Source organism: Odoribacter laneus YIT 12061, assembly GCF_000243215.1.
Classification (GTDB): domain Bacteria; phylum Bacteroidota; class Bacteroidia; order Bacteroidales; family Marinifilaceae; genus Culturomica; species Culturomica lanea.
Genome location: NZ_JH594596.1, coordinates 869165 through 888665, shown reverse-complemented (window position 1 = coordinate 888665; position 19501 = coordinate 869165). Strand labels below are relative to the sequence as shown.

The following is a 19501-nucleotide window of genomic DNA, read 5'->3' as shown; positions in this document are numbered from 1 at the left end:
TCCTCCGTGAGTTTACCGATCAACCGCTGCGACGAACCCCGCTCACAATAAGGCAACACCAAATAAGGACACCCCCCGCATTCGTCAAAATGATGAGGTTTTAACAAATTACTGTGATTCAGATTGTAGACAATCGAAAGTTCTTCCGTAAACAAACGAACCCCATCCTCATCCAAACCAGAACCCGGGGCATAAACCTTGACCGCCACCCGTAAGCCCGTCTTTTCATCGGACGCCAACCACACCTCTGAAAAACCACCCCGACCCAATAACCGCAACAACCGATAGCGATCCGCAAACAATATGTTCTCACGCAATTCCATACCTCTAAAATTCTAATACGACACTTCCCCCGGCCCTCTTATACAATTTCCTGGAATGAGGCACCGATTTCCTGGATCAGCTCTTTCGACTCCTCCTTTTTACTATTTATGGTACAGATCACCAATTGGTAATAACTATCCTTTCCTTCTATATAATATTTTTCCCAATACATTTTTACGTTCAAACTACCGATGCTTACTTTCCCTTCAAATTTGATCAGAATAGCCGAAGCCCCGTTCACCGTCGTATTTTCCCGGGACAATTGACGGTAGTCCATAATCTCCCCCTGCTGTTTCATCTGGTCCGTCAGATAATCGGTATATTTCGCCAAAGTAGTGAGTCCGTAATCGTTTACGGTAACTTTCTTTTCCCGCATGACAGTCACATAGGGATGATCATCATTTAGGCCGCAACTCAAAATCGCCCCATCGTTTAAATCTTGTTTTACGAAAAAGTCCGGCACGACAACCGAACAGCTTCCGTCTTTAGCCAGCATCGTCTGAGTGGCCGGATATTCTTCCGTACTCACAAAAGTGGTATCGCTCTCCATCCCGTAAAGAGGATCAGAATATCCCGTATAAGTAGGCTCCTGCTGCATTTTTACAATCCCGATCAGAAAAATTCCGGCCAAAAGAGCGATAAATCCCCCGTACATCCCCCTGTGCTCTTTCCAATGGAAAGAATAGTCCATCTGTTTCCACGCAGGTATACCGTTCTTTTTTAAATTCAGAATTCCATATAAAATCAAGAGCCCGATCACTCCACCGACTAAAGTCGGTAACATGTCTAACGGAGCTGAAATAAGATCGTCTACCATGACAAATACCGCCGAAAAAATATACAACCAATACCCCCAACGCATCCATTTCCACAACATCAGAGCACATAAGACATTCAGCGTAAAAGACATACTTACCGTCATCCAAGTCCCCCCATACATATCTTCCGTCAACAGTCCGTATAGCATAAAACAAGCTCCCAGCGTATTTAAGGTAATCATCAATCCCAACCAGAAGGAGATAAATTTATTTCGCTTTTTCGGTGCAGCTGCCGTTTCCCCGGCTGTTGTCACTTTCCCCTGTAAAGCTTCCGCAATTTTTTGATTTTGTCCTTGCAAACCGTATCCGGCATATTCCCGGATCTGGGAGGCCAAAGGCCGATTCCAGGGTTGCGGTGCCAGACAAGCGGTAACCAGCATTTTCAATTCCGGAGAATAATCTCCGGGGATTTCCGGTATCTCCGCCCCGTTTTTCTGCATTAGTCCGCCGTGTTCCCCAAAAGGTACATAGCCGGCTATCAACTCGAAGACGGTAACTCCGAGCGACCAGACATCGCTGGCCTTTACCGGCATATTGTCCCGTCCAAACCGTTCCGGAGCCATATAGGCAATGGTTCCTTCCGAACTTTTCTGCTGCGTTGCACTTTTCCGCAAGGTATTCCTGACCCGCGTGCTGATTCCGAAATCGGTAATCACATATTGCCCCGACGCATCGATTAAAATATTGGCCGGTTTTATGTCCTGATGTACGATATCCCTTTCGTGCAAGAACTCCAGCCCCGCCGCTACATCCCTCAAAAAACGAAATACTTCCCGTTCCGGAAAAGCCTGCCGCACATCGGCACAGGAACCCGGACAATAAGGCATCACCAAAAAAGGAATCTTCCCCTCAATAATGTCGAAATGAGTGGCCTTCAGCAAATTATTGTGATTCAACTGGAATACCAAGGCAAATTCACGTTTCAGCACCTCCAGTCCCTCCGCATCCAAACCCGTTCCGGGTGCATATATTTTCAGAACCACTTCTACTCCGGTCATTACATCCACCGCTTTCCATACCTCTGAAAAACCGCCCCGACCGATAGGAGCCGAACCCACTATCCGATAGTGGCCGTTCACAATTGTTCCATTCTGTAAGTCCATATTCTCAATTTTTTAAGTTATTTCCCTCCATATCCCCTTTGTTTCTTCGCCATAAAATATTTTAATTTCTCCTCCTTTACCACCATAATTTCCAAAGCAGACGTCACACGACTGTCCAATGGTGCAGCTGCTCAAAATAAGATTTTTTTAACTTCCCAAATAAGTTCCGTCTTCCCAACGTCCCTCTTCTACCGTTCCGTTGGCATAGGTATAGGTTCCCCATCCGGTCATGGCATTGTCTTTAAAATCCCCTACATATTGATCTCCATTTTCGTAATAATAACTACCTTTTCCCGTCCGGTTTCCATCTACCCAATCCCCTATATAGCGATCTCCTGCCTTCCAATACAAAACACCTTTCCCATTTCGCGTATCATTTTTATACTGTCCCACATATTTATCCCCCTTCTCCGACCAGTAGAAATAAGCATTCCCGCTCATATTTCCCTCCCTCCATTCTCCTACATACCGATTCCCGTCCCTCCAGATATAAGTGCCCGCTCCGTGTGGAAGTCCGGAAGCATTTACCGTCCCGATATATTTATCTCCGTTATCGTAATTCCTCGTGATCACCTCATCGCTTACCCCTTCTATCGGACGCCTTATGGTATAAGTCGTTTTATACAACAAACGGTTGTTACACCAAATCTCATACCGCCAAACTCCCGGAACATAGGAATATCCCTCCTTACTTCCCCAGCTAAGCAGATTTTTCGTCACATTTTTCCGCTGCTTGCCGGCCAGGTCGATCTCCCGCATATAAGTATAACCGGCCGGAGAAGAATTTCCTTGATGCAGTTCCCCACCCGGCGTATACATTTTGATTCCGATTTCTATCTGTTTGGAATCGTCTGCCAGATTATTGTAAGTAAGCCGCGGAGCCAAATACTGAGTATAAGCATACAAAGGTGTACCAAAATCGTTGATAATCAATCCGTCCACATCTACATTGGCAAACTCGACTTTCGTAATAGCCAACCGCTGTTCATCCGACCTGTTTCTCATCCGTTCTTCCCGTTGCCTTTGCTCTTCAGCCCGTTCCTGACGTTGTCGCAATAGAGCTGCCTGACGGTCGTCCTCTTCTTGCCGAACCTGTGCTATCTCTTTCTTTAAGCCCTCGATTTTCCGCTGAGCCGATTCCACATAATGTCCCTGAGGAAAACGGGTGAGGTAAGATTCGAATCTTTCCAGATGCTCTGTATAAAAAGTAAGTAAGTCCGTTGCACTTGAATCCGCATATGCTCCTTTGAGACAAGCATCGTATGCAAGACTATCCTGCTGGAAATCCTGTATCCGTTCCCGGGCCAAATCGACATAATCCCCGTAAGGATAACAGGCTAAATAAGCCCGGAAATCCGATACCCGCTGGCAGGTCTCGTAAAACTCCCGTTCAATCCTGTGACTGCTGGATTCTCCTCCCACAAGCAAAAAAAGAGAAGCCACAATTACTCCTACGGCCGTCGTAGCCCCGATACCGATATACCATCCTTTCCGGGATTTCGGATGTTCCTCCCTCTGCTGAAAGAAATCCTCTTCGGCCTTTTTCTTTTCTGTCTTCTGCCCCACAAAGGCTTCCGTCTTCCGCTCTTCTTTCTTGACGGAAGGCGCCTTTTGCTCTTCTGCTTTCGGACTTTCCGGCCACCGCGGCTTTTCTCCTTTCAGCCAAGCCTCCGTATACTGACGCAAGACCGCCGCCGTCGGCCGTTCCCAAGTCTCCAAAGCCAGGCAAGCCTGCACCCCTTCTTTCAATTCCGCAGAATAATCCCCATTCACTTCGGGGATCTCCGCCCCGTTCTTTTGTAATACTCCCCCTAAATTTCCAAAAGGTGTATCCCCCGTCATCAACTCGTATAAAGTAGCTCCCAACGACCAGATGTCACTGGCCATTACAGGTGAGGGATATTTCCCGAAGCGCTCCGGCCCCATATAAGCCGTTGTACCTCCCGAATTTTCCGCCCGCGGCATACTCTTGCGCAATGTGCTCCGGGCCTTCGTACTGATACCAAAATCGGTAATCATAAAATGCCCCGACTCATCGATCAGGACATTGTCCGGTTTGATATCCTGATGAATCACTGCCGGCTCTTTAGCATGCAGATATTCCAAACCCGCTGCCACATCGTGTAAAAAACGCCAGGCTTCCTCCTCCGTAATTCTTCCGATTAACTTTTGAGCAGATCCCTGAGCACAATACGGCAGCACTAAATAAGGGCATCCCTCACAGCGATCGAAATGCTGCGGTTTTAATAAATTCGTATGATTTAAATTATAAACAATGGAAAGCTCCTGACTGAACAGTTTCATTCCCTCCGTATCCAATCCCGTCCCCGGAGCATAAACTTTTACAGCCACCTGCAAAGCAGTCATTCCATCTTCTGCCAGCCATACCTCTGAAAAACCGCCCCGCCCCAATAACCGGATCAACCGATAACGGCCAGCAAATAATATATCCTCCTGTAGTCGCATTTTATCAAAAATTATGTTTACAAAAAACTTCACCTCCTCCTCCCGAGACGAAGGTATCCATGCTCCGGACTACTTCCCCTCTTCCATTCCTCCTTGTTTCGAACCCGAGGTATCTCTCGGCGGCTGTTGTTCCAATTCGGCACTCACCGGATTCTCTCCCAGCTGCGGCTTTTCCCCGTTTTCTTTCCGAGTCGTATCCCCGGCAGGACGTTGTTCACCCGGCCCTGTTTCCCCCGGATTTACTAAATTGAGATTTGAAGGCTTCCCTTCTTTTCCCTCTACTCTAGTCAAATCCGTACCCTGCTGCTTTGAAGTGTCTTGCGGACTTTGTTGCTGTTCCAAAGGATTGGAAGGATTTACTCCTTTACTTCCTTGTCCGTCCTGATTTTCTTTGCTTCCTTCCCCATTCCCTTCCGCTCCTCCCGTTACCGGTTTCCCTACACTTTCCATAGCCCCCCTTATCCCTCCTTCGAGCAAACGTAAAGAATCTTGTCCTTGCGGACCGGATTGTTCCAGATTTTTATTTACCGGTGCTACCGGTCGGCTAATGTAACAACCGATTCCAATGCCCACCCCCAAGATAAAAACGACTCCCAGCAGATACATCCACATTTTTTTATTCTTTTCCGGCTTTTCCAGTATCTCTCCTTCTTTGTGAGTATGATCCACCGTAGAAACCACCGGCGTTTTTCCTCCAACCACCACCCGGCAAAGAGTAACCGTCACATTATCATGCCCACCGGCCTGTAAGGCTGCTGCAATCAAAGCCTCCCCGCAAAGCTTCATATCTTCGGGATTTTCCCGGAGGACAACCTCCATTTCCCGGTCGCGAATCATACCGCATAAACCGTCACTACACAGTAAAATGACCTCTCCCTGATACAATTCCTCTTCCCGGAAATCCGGTTCAGCAACTTTACGAGGATCTCCCAAACTACGGGTAATGATGTTACTATCCGGATGATCAAAGGCATTTTCCTCATCCAATTTGCCGCTATCGACCAATTCTTGCACATAGGAATGATCTTTCGACAACTGCCTTAAACCCATCTGCGGATGCCACGCATAAGCCCGGCTATCCCCGCACCAAGCGACGTAAACCTTATCTTTCAACAACCAGGCCATCACCACCGTAGTGCCCATTCCAGTGGTCTTTTCGTCCTTTTTACTCCTCTCTTTTATCGCTTTATCGGCCGCAACGATGGTCATTTTCATATACCGCTCGATAGACTGCCGGTTTTGTATCACGTCTTCGGTCAACCGTTCTGCTGAAAAATATTCCTGAATGGTCTCGACGGCTAAACGGGAAGCCACCTCCCCCGCATTCATTCCCCCCATACCGTCCGCTACCACCAGCAAAGCCCCTTTTTTCCCCAAATCTTTCTGTTCGTTCTGGGTAAAAAAACATTTGTCATCCGACAAATCACTGTCTACCAAAAAATTATCTTCATTGTTGGTGCGTACTCTTCCTACATTGGTAAGGGCCGCCATCCTGAACTCAATATTCCCCATGTTATGAACGTTTTTTTCTGTCTCTTTTCCCTTTTTTATGCTCTTGAGGCTGTTCTTCAGCCTGTTGTTCTTCCTGTTCTTCCGGAGCGACTACCGTTTCCTCCCGAGTTACTGATTCCTCCCGCACTCCAACAGGAGTCAAGCCCGAAGGAACGCTCTCCATCGAAGAGGCCTCCTTCACCGCCAGAATATACCATTTATCCCCTATCTTCTGAACCAATCCCACCAATCGGAAATTCAACTGCCCAATAGCGGTCACCACCGGATAGATATATACCCCTCCTACCACCGAAAGGGCAGTAGAAGGCGCTTTTATTTCATACAGGGATTTACCCGCTTCCCTATTGATTTCCGTACGGTAAATCATCAGTGAAAGACTCACAGAATCGCTCTCACTCAAAGGCTTTTCTCCTACAGCCAGGACAATCCAACCTTTGCAAATCCCTTCTTCTTCCCACAAAGAAAATCCTTCCGAAAACAGCGAATCCTTCACCAGTAGCACACTTCCTTTCTCCAAAGTATCCCGGTTTTCCACCCGAAATCCCAAAGGCTGATACGTCTTCTCCCCTATATTCCGGTATGCTGTCTGGGAAATAACCGGCCGGTATTGCGTACTATTCCGGTATTCATCGAAATGCACATCCTCCGCCCAAGGAGTAAGCAACCGCCCGTCGATCACATATCCTCCCTTTAAACGGGCCGCTAACGAATACAGCTGTCCGAAATAAGGTTTCCCTTCCCGCCCGTAATAAGCAGGGGTTTCCGCTGCCGTATCTTCCAATTGATAGGATTGACGAACAATAAACAACCCTTTCTGAACCGCTTCTTCTATCAGTTGCTGGTTGGCCGAAGCCGGACCTGCAAAAGACCGGAACTGTGCTTCGCCTTCCCAGCAAAGCATACATCCGATAATAATTCCTATAATTCGCTTCATACGTCTGTGTTTAATAAATAGAACAAATCGGCACGGCCCAATTGAATTGCTCGGTACGGATATCCCCCCGGGAAACAATTCCAATCACCACTAATTTGCCGTCATCTTTCAAAGCCATAATCGGTCCTCCGGAGTTCCCGTGATCCGTTCCGCTGGAATGCAGAATACAACCGCTCGAACTCAATCCCCTTCTGGCCGTTGTCATCTCGCTGATAATCGGCTGTATCTGTTCCTGACTTCCGTCCTGTACCCCTATTCCCTGCGGGAATCCCAAGGCATACAATTTAACAGAAGGCAATAAATTCTGGGACAAAGCAGCATCCGGAGCCAACTCTCCCCGATGACCGCCCGTATTGGTGGTGTAAGCCCAATCCGTTCCCCACATATCGTCACTGTCTTCTGCCCGGGCCGGAAATACCAGACGGGCATAACGGGGAGAACCGTCTTCAAAAACCCCTACGGCAATTTTTTTATCTTTAGACCGATCAATCGTAAAATCCGTACTCTTCAATTCAAATACCTGATTCGAGATAGAAGAAAAAGCCTTCAGGTAACAAACAATCTTATAATTATCCATACTCTCGGCAAGGGTATGAGCATTAAAAATATCCCCTCCGCAATCCCCGGAAAAATCATTATATAACCATCCTTCTATGCAATGCCGGGCCGTTACAAACCGACCGTCATTTAATAAAAATCCGGTACCGGTCCATCCGAATTTGTACTCTTTGTCCACCCCGTTTTCGTCTTTCTCGAAAATATAGGAACCGTCTTCTGCACGCCCTACCGGATTTTTACGGTTTAATACCCATTCCTGATTTCCATCGGTCAATACCACTTTATCGACCTGTAAGAAATAGACATCCTTACAAGCCTGATCCAAAAGCGTCGGGATGGAATAATTCCGGGTCTGAGAAGCGTAACGGGCAATCTCCCGGGCATAACGAATGGAATCCTGACGGTGTTGCTCCGCATATTCCGCATCCCGCCGGGCCAACTCCTGACGACGGATCGAATCCTGAACCCCCAGTTCTCTTTGGAAACGGGCAGCCAAAGCTTTATTTTCCTGTGTAAATTCTTTGTGCTGTATATAATTCCAAGAAATCAAGCCTCCTACCGCCAATACCAACACCACCGACAAGGCTGTGATCGCTTGCTTATACGGACGAAGCGCTTGCTGCCGGAATAAACTCAAACGGTGAGAAAGCCCGATGCTTTTTACCAATCCCTTCTCGCCCTGAGGGATAATAAAACCCAATTTCGGACCATTGGTCGAAAGCTGTATCTCGTCCCCATTTTGTAAATACCACTCCTTCTGTACTTTCCGACCATTCAAGTAGGTGGAATTGGTTTGAGAGAGTTGAACCAGTTTCCAATTGTCCCCGTCCTTTACAATAGCCGCATGCCGGCGACTTACCGTTTTAAAACTCTCGTCAAAACGCACCTGACATTTCGGATCCCGCCCCAACTCGATCTGGTCTACGATAATTTCCTGTGACTCTCCCGCTTTGTGAAAACGGGTACTCACTTTGTGTTCCAGTATATAATATCTTCTGCCGGAACCTCCGAATATAGAACTCATTCCCGCCCCCACAGAAGCAGAAAGAGAACGCTTATAAGTATTTGTAGGTTGTGCCATATGTTATGTATTAAAATTTTGATTTCTATTTGCAATAAACGAATTTTATCTTTTTTAAAACTTTACTCCGCTTTTACGGCGGATTCACAGACATCTTCTATTTATAAAACCGGTTGATTAGATTCTCGATGAGATAAGCATTGATATGGGCAAATAAACTGTCCTGTCTTTTCCGGAGATTATGTATTCCGAACATCAGTATAATGCTCAAGGCCAAAGCTACCAAGGTCGTATCGAAAGCGACGGACAGCATATCCGTTACCTTTGTTATTCCCTCGGGAGTGGAAACAGCTCCGGCATATCCCAAAGAAGCCGCAATTCCGATCACCGTACCGATAAATCCTACAGAAGGAATAGCCCAAGCCACATAGCTGATAAACGATTGCTCGCTTTCCATTTCTTCCTGGTAAATACGTACCTGAGCATCGACCAAGTCCAAGACCTCCGAAGAAGATTTACTCAAACGATATTTTGTACAAGCTTTCTTGATCAGGTCCGTCATATAAAACTTCTGAGAGCGTTCCATAGACTGCATATTCAATTTCAGCTGACTGACATCGTCCGCTGATAAAACCCAGTTCTCCTTCTCCGGTAACAAATGAGCAGAAAAAGCATCATTTTCATGAGTAATCCTGCCGGAAATCCATGCCACCTCACACATACCGAAAAAAAACAAAAAATAAGTAAAGCCCTGTATTAAACCTTCCGGCATTGTTCCTCCCAACATCACCAATATCCGGTTGGGATCTTTATCCGAAGTGCACACCACCAGTATTCCCATAAAGAGAAAAGTAAGTACCACACTTACCAATAACCGTACAGCCCTATGATTCATCAAATCTTTCATATCTTCCCTTTTTTAGTGTTCGCTTTTTTCCTTTCAAGCTGGTTTAACGAACGTTTTTACTATTATCCTTTTCACGCTAACGACTTAAACTGATACTCGTAGGCGTTACATTCAATACCCCGATGGCGGCATTCTGTCCCACCGTATTTAAATAAACCGGCCCATAAGGTATCTTCTGCTGAGACGGTCTTCCGGGAAATAAAACGACATATCCCTCAACCGTCGCCGGAGCATGACTTTTAGTATAAATATTCACATACACCCGATATTGTCCCGGTACGACCCTTTTTTGATAAAACAATTCGTAGCGATCGTCTTCAGCCGATGCCCGGGAAGTGATGTCCTCCATTAAATTACCAAATAAAGTCACCTTATTGCCGTAATAACATACGTTTTGGGTCGATAAATCTTCTACATATAAATCCACATCCACATTTTCAGGCCACACACATACGATTCCCAATTCCGCGTCCATACCGAAGATCTTCCCGTCGGAAACATTCCGGTTTCGCTGGGCTTCTTCCCGGGCCGCTTCCAATTCCCGCCTGACTTGCTCCAACTGCTGCCGTAAATCTTCATTTTCACTTTCCGACTCCGCCAGCTGTTGCTGTAAACGCTGTACTTCCTCCGTCAGCTGATCAATCGTATTCTGCATCGCATTGAGCCGGGCCTGGATTTGCTCATATAATTCCGCAGGCACCGTATTTTCCAAGCGGGCCATCAAACTGTCCATTTGCTGCAACTGTTGCTGCAATTCTTCCAGTTGCTCGACCGCTTCTTGCTGCTCCTGACTCATCTTCGGCACAATAATGTACAGAATGATGACAGCCGCCAGCGCTCCCGACAAAAGATCCAGAAACGACACGCTGAATACATTTATTTCTTTACGCGCCATATTCGCTTTGTTAATAACCTTCTACCCTTAATTTAACATCCCCAATAGAAATAATATCCCCCGGATGAAATTCCATTCCTTCCGAAGACACTGGAGTCGAATTCACATACGTACCATTTAAGGACCCCCGCCATTGACGGGTCTCCGGAATCCACTGCCCATCCCGGATAAACCAATGTTCCTCTTCCTGTTCAAGGGTACAATGCCGGCGGGAAATGTACAGACTTTCCTCCTCTTTTATCCGTATGATATTGTGCTCATCCCTTCCCAGCGTCAGCCTCCTTTTCCCTACCCGAGCCAACAATTCCGGAAGCCTGTATTCCTTCCCGTATTCCTCTCCCTGCATTATCCGTAATAAAATTCCGTGCCGGACGATCATATGAAGCCGATGTTGCCTGTCCGTCAATTGTTCTTCCTCCACAAAAGCCCCTGCCGGTAGCAACTCTAAAACGGTATCCACCGACTGCAAGCGTCTTTTGAAATCAGGCTCTAAACAGCCTTCCAATACGTTGTTCCATTTCGAGGAATGTAAAGCGGTACGATCCCAAATCCCCCTCTCTCCGTTCTGCAGGTAAACCACCAGATCGTTTTCATTCTCCAAATTTCCGAAAGGCAGATTTCCACCCGTCAACAACTGATACATCATTACCCCGAACGAAAAAATATCCGTTGTCGGCAATACCGTAGCGTCTCCCCTGTTCCTCTTTACCTGCTCCGGAGGCATATAAGCATAAGTACCAAAAATCTGACGGGGTTTTCCCAATATATTGCGCTCCGTCATACGCTTATTCCGATCCCCGGAAATCCCGAAATCAGTTAAAACAGCCGTCCCGCTTTTATTTAACAACACATTCTCCGGCTTTAAATCCCGATGGACTTTTCCACATTGGTGCAAAGCCCTCAATCCATACAGCACCTGATGGGCAATCTTTACCCAATCCACGTTCTTTCGCCTCATACAGCCAATTAAATCCCCTCCGGGGCAATATTCCATAACAATATACGGATTGCCCTCCACCATCCCATGCGCAATAGAATGAACCAGATAATTACTATCAATCTGCCCCGTCTCGAATTCCATATCAAAACGGTCTACTAATTGCTTGCGGATGTCAGGATGTACCTCCCAAAGTTTAAGCAATTTTAAAGCATATATATCATTATTGAACTTCCGGACCCGGAAAACCTTTCCAAAAGCTCCCTCCCCCAATTCCTTTTCTACACAGTACTGGCGGTCAATGACGTCTCTTTCTTTAAAATTACACCTTTGTGCTAAAATTGTCTGAGACATATTTTCATTTTGTTTTCTAACTGTGGAACTCAAATTTCCGGTCCCCCAGCACAATTATATCCCCGGAATGCAATTCCAGCTTATCCCCCGCATAGAGATAGGTGGTCTTCAAGCTACTCCGGTCCTGAATATACCACTTTTTATTTTCATAAGTCAATACAGCCTGTTCCTGGGAAGTAATGGTATTGTTGTCCGGCTCCGTATTGTCCCGGTTCAAAATAATTTCCTCCCCTGAAAAATCCAATGTCTGAGGCTCTATACGCTCTTTTTCTTCCGGTATTAAAGTTAAGGAACAACGAAAACGCCGACCGGGAAGAACAGTCTTCCGACCAAATTCTTTTTTTTCTTGCGGACCATTTAAAGAAGTCCCACAATTGGGACAGAAGTTCGTAGCTCCCTTCAATGCCTGGCCACACTGAGGACAATAGGCTTTCTTTTCTTCTTCCCCAATAACCGTCTCCGCTTCACATTCCGGACATCTCACCTGCCCGGGACGTAACGGATAACCGCATTTCTCACATTTTCTCCCTGCACCACCGCCAGAAGCCTCTTCTTTAAAAACCTCTTCTTCATATACTGTCTTATTCGGAGTAAATCCGGTCTCTTCAACCGAAGAATGCTGAGAAAAAGAAACATCACTATCGATCATTGAACCACTCAAGGGTACATTACATTTTTCACACCTGGATTTTCCAACCGGATTATCCCAGCCACAATTTTTACATCTCATAAATATTCAGAATTATTATTTGTAAAACTATTTATTAAAGTCCTTTCTCCAAAAATGAATCCCAAAATCAAAACACTATTTTAAGTTTTTATTAATACAAATACGCCCCAATCTAAATAGTGTCTTCAAAAATAAAGTCAATTCTTCAGAAATACAATAATAATTTACAATTTTTTATAAAAAATTGATTGGATACTATTTAATATTGTTAAGATAATGTTACCTTCAAAGGAAAAGAATAATAGGCAAGTATATACGCTATCGGAAGCCGGAAGAACTTCATTACACAGGCAGGAAAAACGACAGGGGTGTCAAAAGTAAACTTTTGACACCCCCTATTTATATCAAATTCATGTGAAATCGCCTTACTGTACAAAACGGAACATCCGATTCCATCTGATTTTACTCAGGAAAGATTTGTCTTTATCCAAAGATAGCCAAATAAAATAAGCCTTACCCACCACATGATCTTCCGGAACAAATCCCCAGAAACGGGAATCGGCGGAACGGTGTCGGTTATCCCCCATCATCCAGTAATAGTTCATCTTAAAAGTATAACGGTCCGCAGGCTGTCCGTTTACATAGATAACAGAATCCTTCACTTCCAGCTTATTTTGTTCATAAGTCCCAATAATCCGCTCATATAAAGGCAAAGTCTCGAGGGTCAACTCCACCTGATCGCCCTTCTTCGGTACATACAACGGACCGAAGTTATCTATATTCCAGGGATAATCCGGACTAAAAGGAAAGATATCCGGATTGATGCCGGAATCGTGTACTCTTTCTATTTCCGTAACATTCGGATAAGCCTTCAATTTCTCAACCATTTCGGCAGTCAACGGAAAATTGTATTCCGAAGTAGATATCATCCGGATATCTTCCAACGAAATACCGATATCGTCTTTCAATTTCGTGCGGTTTAAAGGCACTCCATTGGTCCGCACAATATAATCATATTGTAAATTCTCCACTTCATCCGCCAGTTGCCCGTTTACATACAACTGTCCCTCTCTCAATACCAAGGTATCCCCGGGCATGCCTACCCCTCTTTTAATATAATTTTCTCTTTTATCGACAGGACGGGAAATAATTTCGAAACGCTGTTTCATCAGGTCCCTGACTTTCGTTTTAGCTTCTTCAAAAGTCATGTCTACTCCCTGACTTTGTTCCGCCCGCTGATAATTCCGGGCATTGGTGCGAAGCTGAGAATAATAATCCGGATTTTCGTTCCCGATAATGACCGTATCTCCCGTAGGGAAATTGAAAACAATGATATCATTCCGCTTGATTTCGCTCGTACCGGCAATTCGTTTATAAGGCCATTGTATCAGTTCAGAATAGGCTTTCGTACTTTGAGTGAAAGGCAAGGTATGATGGGTAAAGGGCACAGCCAAAGGAGTGTTCGGCAATTTCGGCCCGTAAGCCACCTTGCTGACAAACAAATAATCCCCGACCAACATCGATTTCTCCATAGAAGAAGTCGGAATCGTATAGGCCTCAAATATAAAAATACGAATCAAAGTCGCAGCTACAACAGCAAATATTAAAGCGTCGATCCATTCTACCGCCTTGGTCTGTTTTTTTACTCCTTTTTTCTTCCAAAAGGCCCAATGTACCCTCCGGCTAATATATACATCAAAAATAACCGGTACCAATATCAGTAACCACCAGCTTCCGACCCACAACACCCACAGCAGATATACAATCAATACAATACTGAATTTAAACCATTTGTTTTGTAATAAATTTCTCATATTCTCTTTGTTAGCGATATCCCTGTATTTGAAAATTTTTTATATACTCAACAGATCGTCCATCCCGAATACCCCCCGTTTTCCCTTCATGAATTCAGCCGCAAACACCGCCCCTTGGGCAAAACCTTCCCGGGAAAAAGCGGAATGCCGGATTTCAATTTCATCCACCCCCGATTTATAAGTAATCACATGAATGCCAGGAACTTCACCCTCCCGTTTTGCTTTCACCGGAAGTACATCCTCCGCCATTTCCGCTTCGTGCACCAATTGCCACCGCTTATACCCCGGATGATTATCCAATATTCCCTGCGCCAAAGTAATAGCCGTCCCACTGGGCTTATCGAGTTTGTGGATATGATGGGTCTCTTCGATATAAACCTTATAATCGCTGAATTTACCCATAATTTTAGCCAGGTACTGATTCAAATGAAAAAATAAATTGACCCCTACGCTAAAATTGGATGCATAAAAAAAGCCCCCCTGTTTTTCCTGGCAATAAGCCATTACTTCCTCCCATTTTTCCAGCCAACCGGTCGTACCCGAGACAACCGGTACTCCGTTTTCAAAGCACCATCTGTAATTCCCCACGGCTACTGCCGGTGCGGAAAATTCAATAGCGACGTCCGCTGCCGCCAGCTGTTCGTCCCGGCATTGCGCCCGATTATTTTCCTCTACTCTCAATACAATCGTATGCCCTTTTTCCAAAGCAATTTTTTCGATTGCCTTGCCCATCCGGCCGTATCCTAATAATGCTATTTTCATATCAAAATCTCTAATCACAATGAGTCAGCTTCCTCCCCCCTTCCTCCGCAAACGTAACATTTAACTTCCTTCAGGTAAAGGAAAGACAAACCGGATCTACTATCCGATTCAACAACAGCCTGCTGAAGTGCAACTGATTACGCAAAGGTAATAAAAAAGGCTGCCACCAGGCAGCCTTTTCTTCGATTTTTTATCATTACTTTGCTAATTCTTTCACTTTCGCAACCACAGCCTTGAAAGCTTCCGGATGATTCATGGCTAAATCGGCCAACACCTTACGGTTGATGTCCACTTCTGCCTTATGTACCAATCCCATAAATTTAGAATAAGACAGACCTTCCAGTCTGACTGCAGCATTGATTCTCTGAATCCACAATGCGCGGAATTCTGATTTTTTCTTACGTCTGTCACGGAACGCATATATCAAACCTTTTTCATATGTGTTTTTAGCAACCGTCCAAACATTTTTTCTGGCACCAAAGTTACCTTTGGTCTGTTTTAAAACCTTTTTTCTACGTGCTCTTGAAGCAACGGCATTTTTAGCTCTTGGCATAATCTTTGTTTTTTAAATGTCAGCGTTTCACTCGTATGAAAACTTATTGAGCATGACATTCAGGTTAATAAACTGTGTTTCTTAATTCTTACATCGCTAACATGCTCTTCACTGCTTTTAAATTGGCAGGAGCAACAGTCGTTGAATGAGTAAGATTTCTCTTTTGTTTTGTCGTTTTCTTAGTCAAAATATGACTTTTGAAAGCATGTTTTCTTTTAATCTTCCCGGTAGCGGTCAAAGTAAATCTTTTCTTTGCGCTACTCACTGACTTCATTTTTGGCATTTTCGCTTAATTTAATTGTGTTTCAGAAAATATGTAATAATAAAAAATCCTGATGCATATTTGAACCTTTAAATGTTCAAATGTTTAAACGGACGACACCTTCCCCCCTCTCCGGGGTTTCTATTATTTTTTCGGAGCCAATACCACAATCATCTTTTTTCCTTCCAGTTTCGGAGCAGATTCTACTTTCCCATAGTCTTCCAATTCTGAAATAAACCGATTGAGAATATCGGATCCCTGATCTTTAAACAGAATAGAACGTCCTTTAAAAAAGACATAAGCCCTAACCTTAGCTCCTTCTTCCAGGAACCCCTTGGCATGCTTCAATTTAAAATTAAAGTCATGTTCATCCGTCTGGGGTCCGAAACGAATTTCTTTGATGACCACCTTTACACTCTTAGCTTTGATCTCTTTTTGCTTCTTCTTCAGCTGGTATAAATACTTACTGTATTCGATAATCCGGCATACGGGCGGTTCCGCATTCGGAGAAATTTCCACTAAATCCGCACCGGCAGCTTCTGCCATAGCTAAAGCTTCACGCAGCGGATAAACTCCCGCTTCAATATTTTCACCAACAACCCTCACAGTCGGTGCTTTGATTAACTCATTGATTTTGTGTTGTGGTTCTTTGTTAATCTGACGGTTTCTCGGACCTCTGAATTCCATTCTTGTTGCTATATTAAATCCTCCTTATTTTGTTACAATGAGAGTGTTCAAAAAGTTTCCGGACAAATAAACTGTACTACTCCGTTCCCCTAGGAACCCTTCTTTTCAAACAGTCAAAAATTCTGACTTTCCGAACATTCCCATCTCTGTTATTATTCATTATAGATGGACTTTAATTGTCCGTCTACTTCTTTTTTAATCAATTCGATAAATTCTTCTACCCTCATAGCCCCCATATCTCCCTGCCCCTGGCGGCGTACTGACACCCGGTTTTCTTTCGCCTCATTCTCTCCGACCACCAATAGATACGGAATTTTCTTCAATTCGTTATCCCGTATTTTCCGGCCGATCTTTTCATTACGGTCGTCCAATGCCGTGCGAATATCGGAATTATTTAGTAATTCCGAAAGTTTCCGGGCATATTCGTTCGATTTTTCACTGACTGTAAGGATGACAGCCTGGTCCGGAGCAAGCCACAAAGGGAATTTTCCTCCGGTATGTTCGATCAATACGGCCACAAAGCGCTCCATACTTCCGAAAGGTGCCCTGTGAATCATCACCGGACGGTGTTTTTGATTGTCCGCTCCCGTATATTCAAGTTTAAAACGTTCCGGCAAATTATAATCCACCTGAATGGTTCCCAATTGCCATTTCCGGCCAATCGCATCTTTTACCATAAAATCCAGCTTCGGACCATAAAAAGCAGCCTCTCCCAATTCTACTGTCGTCTTCAGTCCCTTCTCAGCCGCAGCTTCTATAATTGCCCGTTCAGCCTTTTCCCAGTTTTCATCCGTACCGATGTACTTTTCTTTATCTTTCGGATCCCGCAAAGATACCTGAGCCGTGAAATCTTTAAAATCCAAAGCTTTGAAGATGATAAAAATGATATCGATCACTTTCATGAATTCTTCTTTCAACTGATCCGGTGTACAGAATAAATGAGCATCATCCTGCGTGAACCCCCTTACCCGCGTTAAACCGTGCAATTCCCCACTTTGTTCGTAACGGTATACCGTACCGAACTCGGCAAAACGCACAGGCAGATCCTTATAGGAACGCGGTTTGGTCTTATATATTTCACAGTGATGCGGACAATTCATCGGCTTCAGCATAAATTCCTCTCCTTCCTGAGGAGTGGTGATCACCTGGAAACTATCCTTTCCGTATTTCTGGAAGTGCCCGGAAGTTTTATACAAATTTACATTTCCGATATGCGGGGTAATCACTTGCTGGTAGCCGTATTGTTTTTGCACTTTCCTCAAAAAAGCCTCCAAACGGTCCCTCAGCATCGCCCCTTTCGGTAACCACAACGGCAGACCTGCCCCCACCTCCTGAGAGAAGGCAAACAATTCCATCTCTTTTCCAATCTTCCGGTGATCCCGCTGTTTGGCTTCTTCCATCAGCACCAACCATTCGTCCAGCATCTTTTGCTTGGGAAAAGTAATCCCATAGATACGGGTCAACATCTTGTTGTGTTCATTTCCGCGCCAGTAAGCTCCGGCCAGACTGGTCAACTTAATGGCTTTGATATATGAGGTATCGGGCAAATGAGGTCCCCGGCACAAATCGGTAAAAGTCCCCTGACGGTAATAGGTAATCTTCCCGTCTTCCAGGTCGTTAATTAGTTCAACTTTATAGTTTTCCTGCAGGGAGGAAAAATGATCCAAAGCTTGCTGTTTGCTCACATTGATCCGGCAAAACTCCTGTCTTTCCCGGGCCAGTTCCAACATTTTCTTCTCCACAACGACCAAATCCTTATCGGTCAATACCACTCCCTCTCCCGGATCCACATCATAGTAAAACCCGTTTTCAATAGCCGGCCCGATACCGAATTTCGTGTCCGGATATAATTGTTGCAAAGCTTCTGCCATCAAATGAGCAGAAGAATGCCAGAATGCATGTTTCCCTTCTTCATCTTCCCAGGTAAACAACTTGATCTCCGCATCTTTGTCAATAGGACGAGTCAAATCCCAGATTTCCCCGTCTACCGATATCGACAATACTTCTTTAGCCAGCTTAGGACTAATGGATTTTGCTATTTCAAGGCCGTTTATTCCTGATTCGAATTCCTTAACGCTTCCGTCAGGAAATGTAATCTTTACCATGATTTTCTCTTAATAAATTTAGTAATACTGCATTTTGCAAGGTGCAAAGATAGGAAATAAAGGAAGAAAAAAGAAAATATAAAAGACAAAATATAAAGAAGAAATAACAAAAATAAATGCGTATTCTCCTTTGTATCGCCTATTTATGCTTTTCACCTATTCCTGATTGTATAATTTATTGAATAAAATCGCCAGATTCATATAGATTGTAGTATTCTGAACGACAATATGCGAAGGAACTTTAATACGGGCAGGCGTAAAGTTCCAAATGGCTTTAATTCCCCAAGCCACCATCAAATCGGCCACATTCTGGGCATGTTCCGCCGGCACCGTGATGATTCCGATGACAACATTCCGCTCCGCAGCCATCGCCCGGAACTGATCGATATGAAATATTTCTATATCGTTCACTTTTGTCCCCACTTTCGCCTTATCCACATCAAAAGCAGCCTCAATACTCAACCCGAAAGCGGACAATCCTTTATCCTGCAATAAAGCGCTTCCCAAAGAACCGGCCCCCACTAAAAAAGCACAATCCACTTTACTGAATCCCAGAAAATCCTCCAAAATTTTAACAAAGCTATCCACCTCATAACCCACTCTCGTTTTTCCCGTAATCCCGGTATGGGACAAATCTTTGGTGACCTGGGTGGAATCGATATCCATATATTCGGCTATTCGTGTCGATGAAACATATTTCTCTCCCTGCTTCTGCAATGTCTTCACAAAAGATAAGTAAGAAGGCATTCGTCTCAGTACCGGCACTGGTACTTCTTTATCCCGCTTCATATTGTTGAACTTCCTTAAATAGTTTGTTGA

16 protein-coding genes and 1 pseudogene are annotated in these 19501 nt (G+C 44.7%); all 17 read right to left on the bottom strand.

The window, feature by feature from the left end; all coding sequences use genetic code 11:
* Positions 1 to 323 (bottom strand): protein kinase domain-containing protein (locus HMPREF9449_RS03780; RefSeq protein ID WP_009135905.1); only part of this gene is annotated, 323 nt, incomplete at its 3' end.
* Between the two features lie 38 nt (positions 324 to 361).
* Positions 362 to 2245, bottom strand: coding sequence for a serine/threonine protein kinase (locus HMPREF9449_RS15785; RefSeq protein ID WP_009135904.1), 1884 nt, complete (start codon positions 2243 to 2245; stop codon positions 362 to 364).
* A gap of 147 nt (positions 2246 to 2392) precedes the next feature.
* On the bottom strand, positions 2393 to 4711 hold the full coding sequence (locus HMPREF9449_RS15780) for a serine/threonine-protein kinase (protein ID WP_009135903.1): 2319 nt from the start codon (positions 4709 to 4711) through the stop codon (positions 2393 to 2395).
* 69 nt (positions 4712 to 4780) lie between these two features.
* Entirely contained in the window at positions 4781 to 6223 is a 1443-nt protein-coding gene (locus HMPREF9449_RS15775) for a Stp1/IreP family PP2C-type Ser/Thr phosphatase (RefSeq protein ID WP_009135902.1), read from the bottom strand.
* Position 6224: 1 nt separating this feature from the next.
* Complete coding sequence (locus HMPREF9449_RS03755) at positions 6225 to 7157, bottom strand: hypothetical protein (RefSeq protein ID WP_009135901.1); 933 nt, start codon at positions 7155 to 7157, stop codon at positions 6225 to 6227.
* A gap of 10 nt (positions 7158 to 7167) precedes the next feature.
* Positions 7168 to 8796 carry an FHA domain-containing protein gene (locus HMPREF9449_RS15770; RefSeq protein WP_009135900.1) on the bottom strand — a complete coding sequence of 543 codons (1629 nt, stop codon included), beginning with the start codon at positions 8794 to 8796 and terminating at the stop codon, positions 7168 to 7170.
* 97 nt (positions 8797 to 8893) lie between these two features.
* Positions 8894 to 9643: a MotA/TolQ/ExbB proton channel family protein gene (locus HMPREF9449_RS03745; protein ID WP_009135899.1), complete on the bottom strand. Its 750-nt coding sequence runs from the start codon at positions 9641 to 9643 to the stop codon at positions 8894 to 8896.
* A 76-nt stretch (positions 9644 to 9719) separates the two neighbouring features.
* On the bottom strand, positions 9720 to 10538 hold the full coding sequence (locus HMPREF9449_RS03740) for a coiled-coil domain-containing protein (RefSeq protein WP_009135898.1): 819 nt from the start codon (positions 10536 to 10538) through the stop codon (positions 9720 to 9722).
* A 10-nt stretch (positions 10539 to 10548) separates the two neighbouring features.
* Positions 10549 to 11829, bottom strand: coding sequence for an FHA domain-containing serine/threonine-protein kinase (locus HMPREF9449_RS03735; protein WP_009135897.1), 1281 nt, complete (start codon positions 11827 to 11829; stop codon positions 10549 to 10551).
* A 16-nt stretch (positions 11830 to 11845) separates the two neighbouring features.
* Positions 11846 to 12559: a double zinc ribbon domain-containing protein gene (locus HMPREF9449_RS03730; RefSeq protein WP_009135896.1), complete on the bottom strand. Its 714-nt coding sequence runs from the start codon at positions 12557 to 12559 to the stop codon at positions 11846 to 11848.
* A gap of 365 nt (positions 12560 to 12924) precedes the next feature.
* Positions 12925 to 14313: a S26 family signal peptidase gene (locus HMPREF9449_RS03725; protein WP_009135895.1), complete on the bottom strand. Its 1389-nt coding sequence runs from the start codon at positions 14311 to 14313 to the stop codon at positions 12925 to 12927.
* Between the two features lie 39 nt (positions 14314 to 14352).
* Entirely contained in the window at positions 14353 to 15075 is a 723-nt protein-coding gene (dapB, locus tag HMPREF9449_RS03720) for a 4-hydroxy-tetrahydrodipicolinate reductase (RefSeq protein ID WP_009135894.1), read from the bottom strand.
* A gap of 196 nt (positions 15076 to 15271) precedes the next feature.
* Positions 15272 to 15628 carry a 50S ribosomal protein L20 gene (gene rplT, locus HMPREF9449_RS03715; protein WP_009135893.1) on the bottom strand — a complete coding sequence of 119 codons (357 nt, stop codon included), beginning with the start codon at positions 15626 to 15628 and terminating at the stop codon, positions 15272 to 15274.
* A gap of 88 nt (positions 15629 to 15716) precedes the next feature.
* On the bottom strand, positions 15717 to 15911 hold the full coding sequence (rpmI, locus tag HMPREF9449_RS03710) for a 50S ribosomal protein L35 (RefSeq protein ID WP_009135892.1): 195 nt from the start codon (positions 15909 to 15911) through the stop codon (positions 15717 to 15719).
* A gap of 126 nt (positions 15912 to 16037) precedes the next feature.
* Positions 16038 to 16577 (bottom strand): annotated as a pseudogene (infC, locus tag HMPREF9449_RS03705) (translation initiation factor IF-3); the annotation flags it as partial.
* 152 nt (positions 16578 to 16729) lie between these two features.
* The gene (thrS, locus tag HMPREF9449_RS03700) at positions 16730 to 18682 is read right to left on the bottom strand and encodes a threonine--tRNA ligase (RefSeq protein WP_009135890.1); all 1953 of its coding nucleotides are present in this window, start codon (positions 18680 to 18682) and stop codon (positions 16730 to 16732) included.
* A 156-nt stretch (positions 18683 to 18838) separates the two neighbouring features.
* A complete protein-coding gene (locus HMPREF9449_RS03695; RefSeq protein WP_009135889.1) occupies positions 18839 to 19471 on the bottom strand; it encodes a redox-sensing transcriptional repressor Rex in 633 nt (210 codons plus the stop codon).
* Positions 19472 to 19501 lie beyond the last annotated feature (30 nt).

Excerpts from the sequence above, each read along its gene's own strand:
- HMPREF9449_RS15785 (WP_009135904.1), bottom strand. The coding sequence starts at position 2,245 with ATGGACTTACAGAATGGAACAATTGTGAACGGCCACTATCGGATAGTG.
- HMPREF9449_RS15780 (WP_009135903.1), bottom strand. The coding sequence starts at position 4,711 with ATGCGACTACAGGAGGATATATTATTTGCTGGCCGTTATCGGTTGATC.
- HMPREF9449_RS15775 (WP_009135902.1), bottom strand. The coding sequence starts at position 6,223 with ATGGGGAATATTGAGTTCAGGATGGCGGCCCTTACCAATGTAGGAAGA.
- HMPREF9449_RS03755 (WP_009135901.1), bottom strand. The coding sequence starts at position 7,157 with ATGAAGCGAATTATAGGAATTATTATCGGATGTATGCTTTGCTGGGAA.
- HMPREF9449_RS15770 (WP_009135900.1), bottom strand. The coding sequence starts at position 8,796 with ATGGCACAACCTACAAATACTTATAAGCGTTCTCTTTCTGCTTCTGTG.
- HMPREF9449_RS03745 (WP_009135899.1), bottom strand. The coding sequence starts at position 9,643 with ATGAAAGATTTGATGAATCATAGGGCTGTACGGTTATTGGTAAGTGTG.
- HMPREF9449_RS03740 (WP_009135898.1), bottom strand. The coding sequence starts at position 10,538 with ATGGCGCGTAAAGAAATAAATGTATTCAGCGTGTCGTTTCTGGATCTT.
- HMPREF9449_RS03735 (WP_009135897.1), bottom strand. The coding sequence starts at position 11,829 with ATGTCTCAGACAATTTTAGCACAAAGGTGTAATTTTAAAGAAAGAGAC.
- HMPREF9449_RS03730 (WP_009135896.1), bottom strand. The coding sequence starts at position 12,559 with ATGAGATGTAAAAATTGTGGCTGGGATAATCCGGTTGGAAAATCCAGG.
- HMPREF9449_RS03725 (WP_009135895.1), bottom strand. The coding sequence starts at position 14,313 with ATGAGAAATTTATTACAAAACAAATGGTTTAAATTCAGTATTGTATTG.
- dapB (WP_009135894.1), bottom strand. The coding sequence starts at position 15,075 with ATGAAAATAGCATTATTAGGATACGGCCGGATGGGCAAGGCAATCGAA.
- rplT (WP_009135893.1), bottom strand. The coding sequence starts at position 15,628 with ATGCCAAGAGCTAAAAATGCCGTTGCTTCAAGAGCACGTAGAAAAAAG.
- rpmI (WP_009135892.1), bottom strand. The coding sequence starts at position 15,911 with ATGCCAAAAATGAAGTCAGTGAGTAGCGCAAAGAAAAGATTTACTTTG.
- thrS (WP_009135890.1), bottom strand. The coding sequence starts at position 18,682 with ATGGTAAAGATTACATTTCCTGACGGAAGCGTTAAGGAATTCGAATCA.
- HMPREF9449_RS03695 (WP_009135889.1), bottom strand. The coding sequence starts at position 19,471 with ATGAAGCGGGATAAAGAAGTACCAGTGCCGGTACTGAGACGAATGCCT.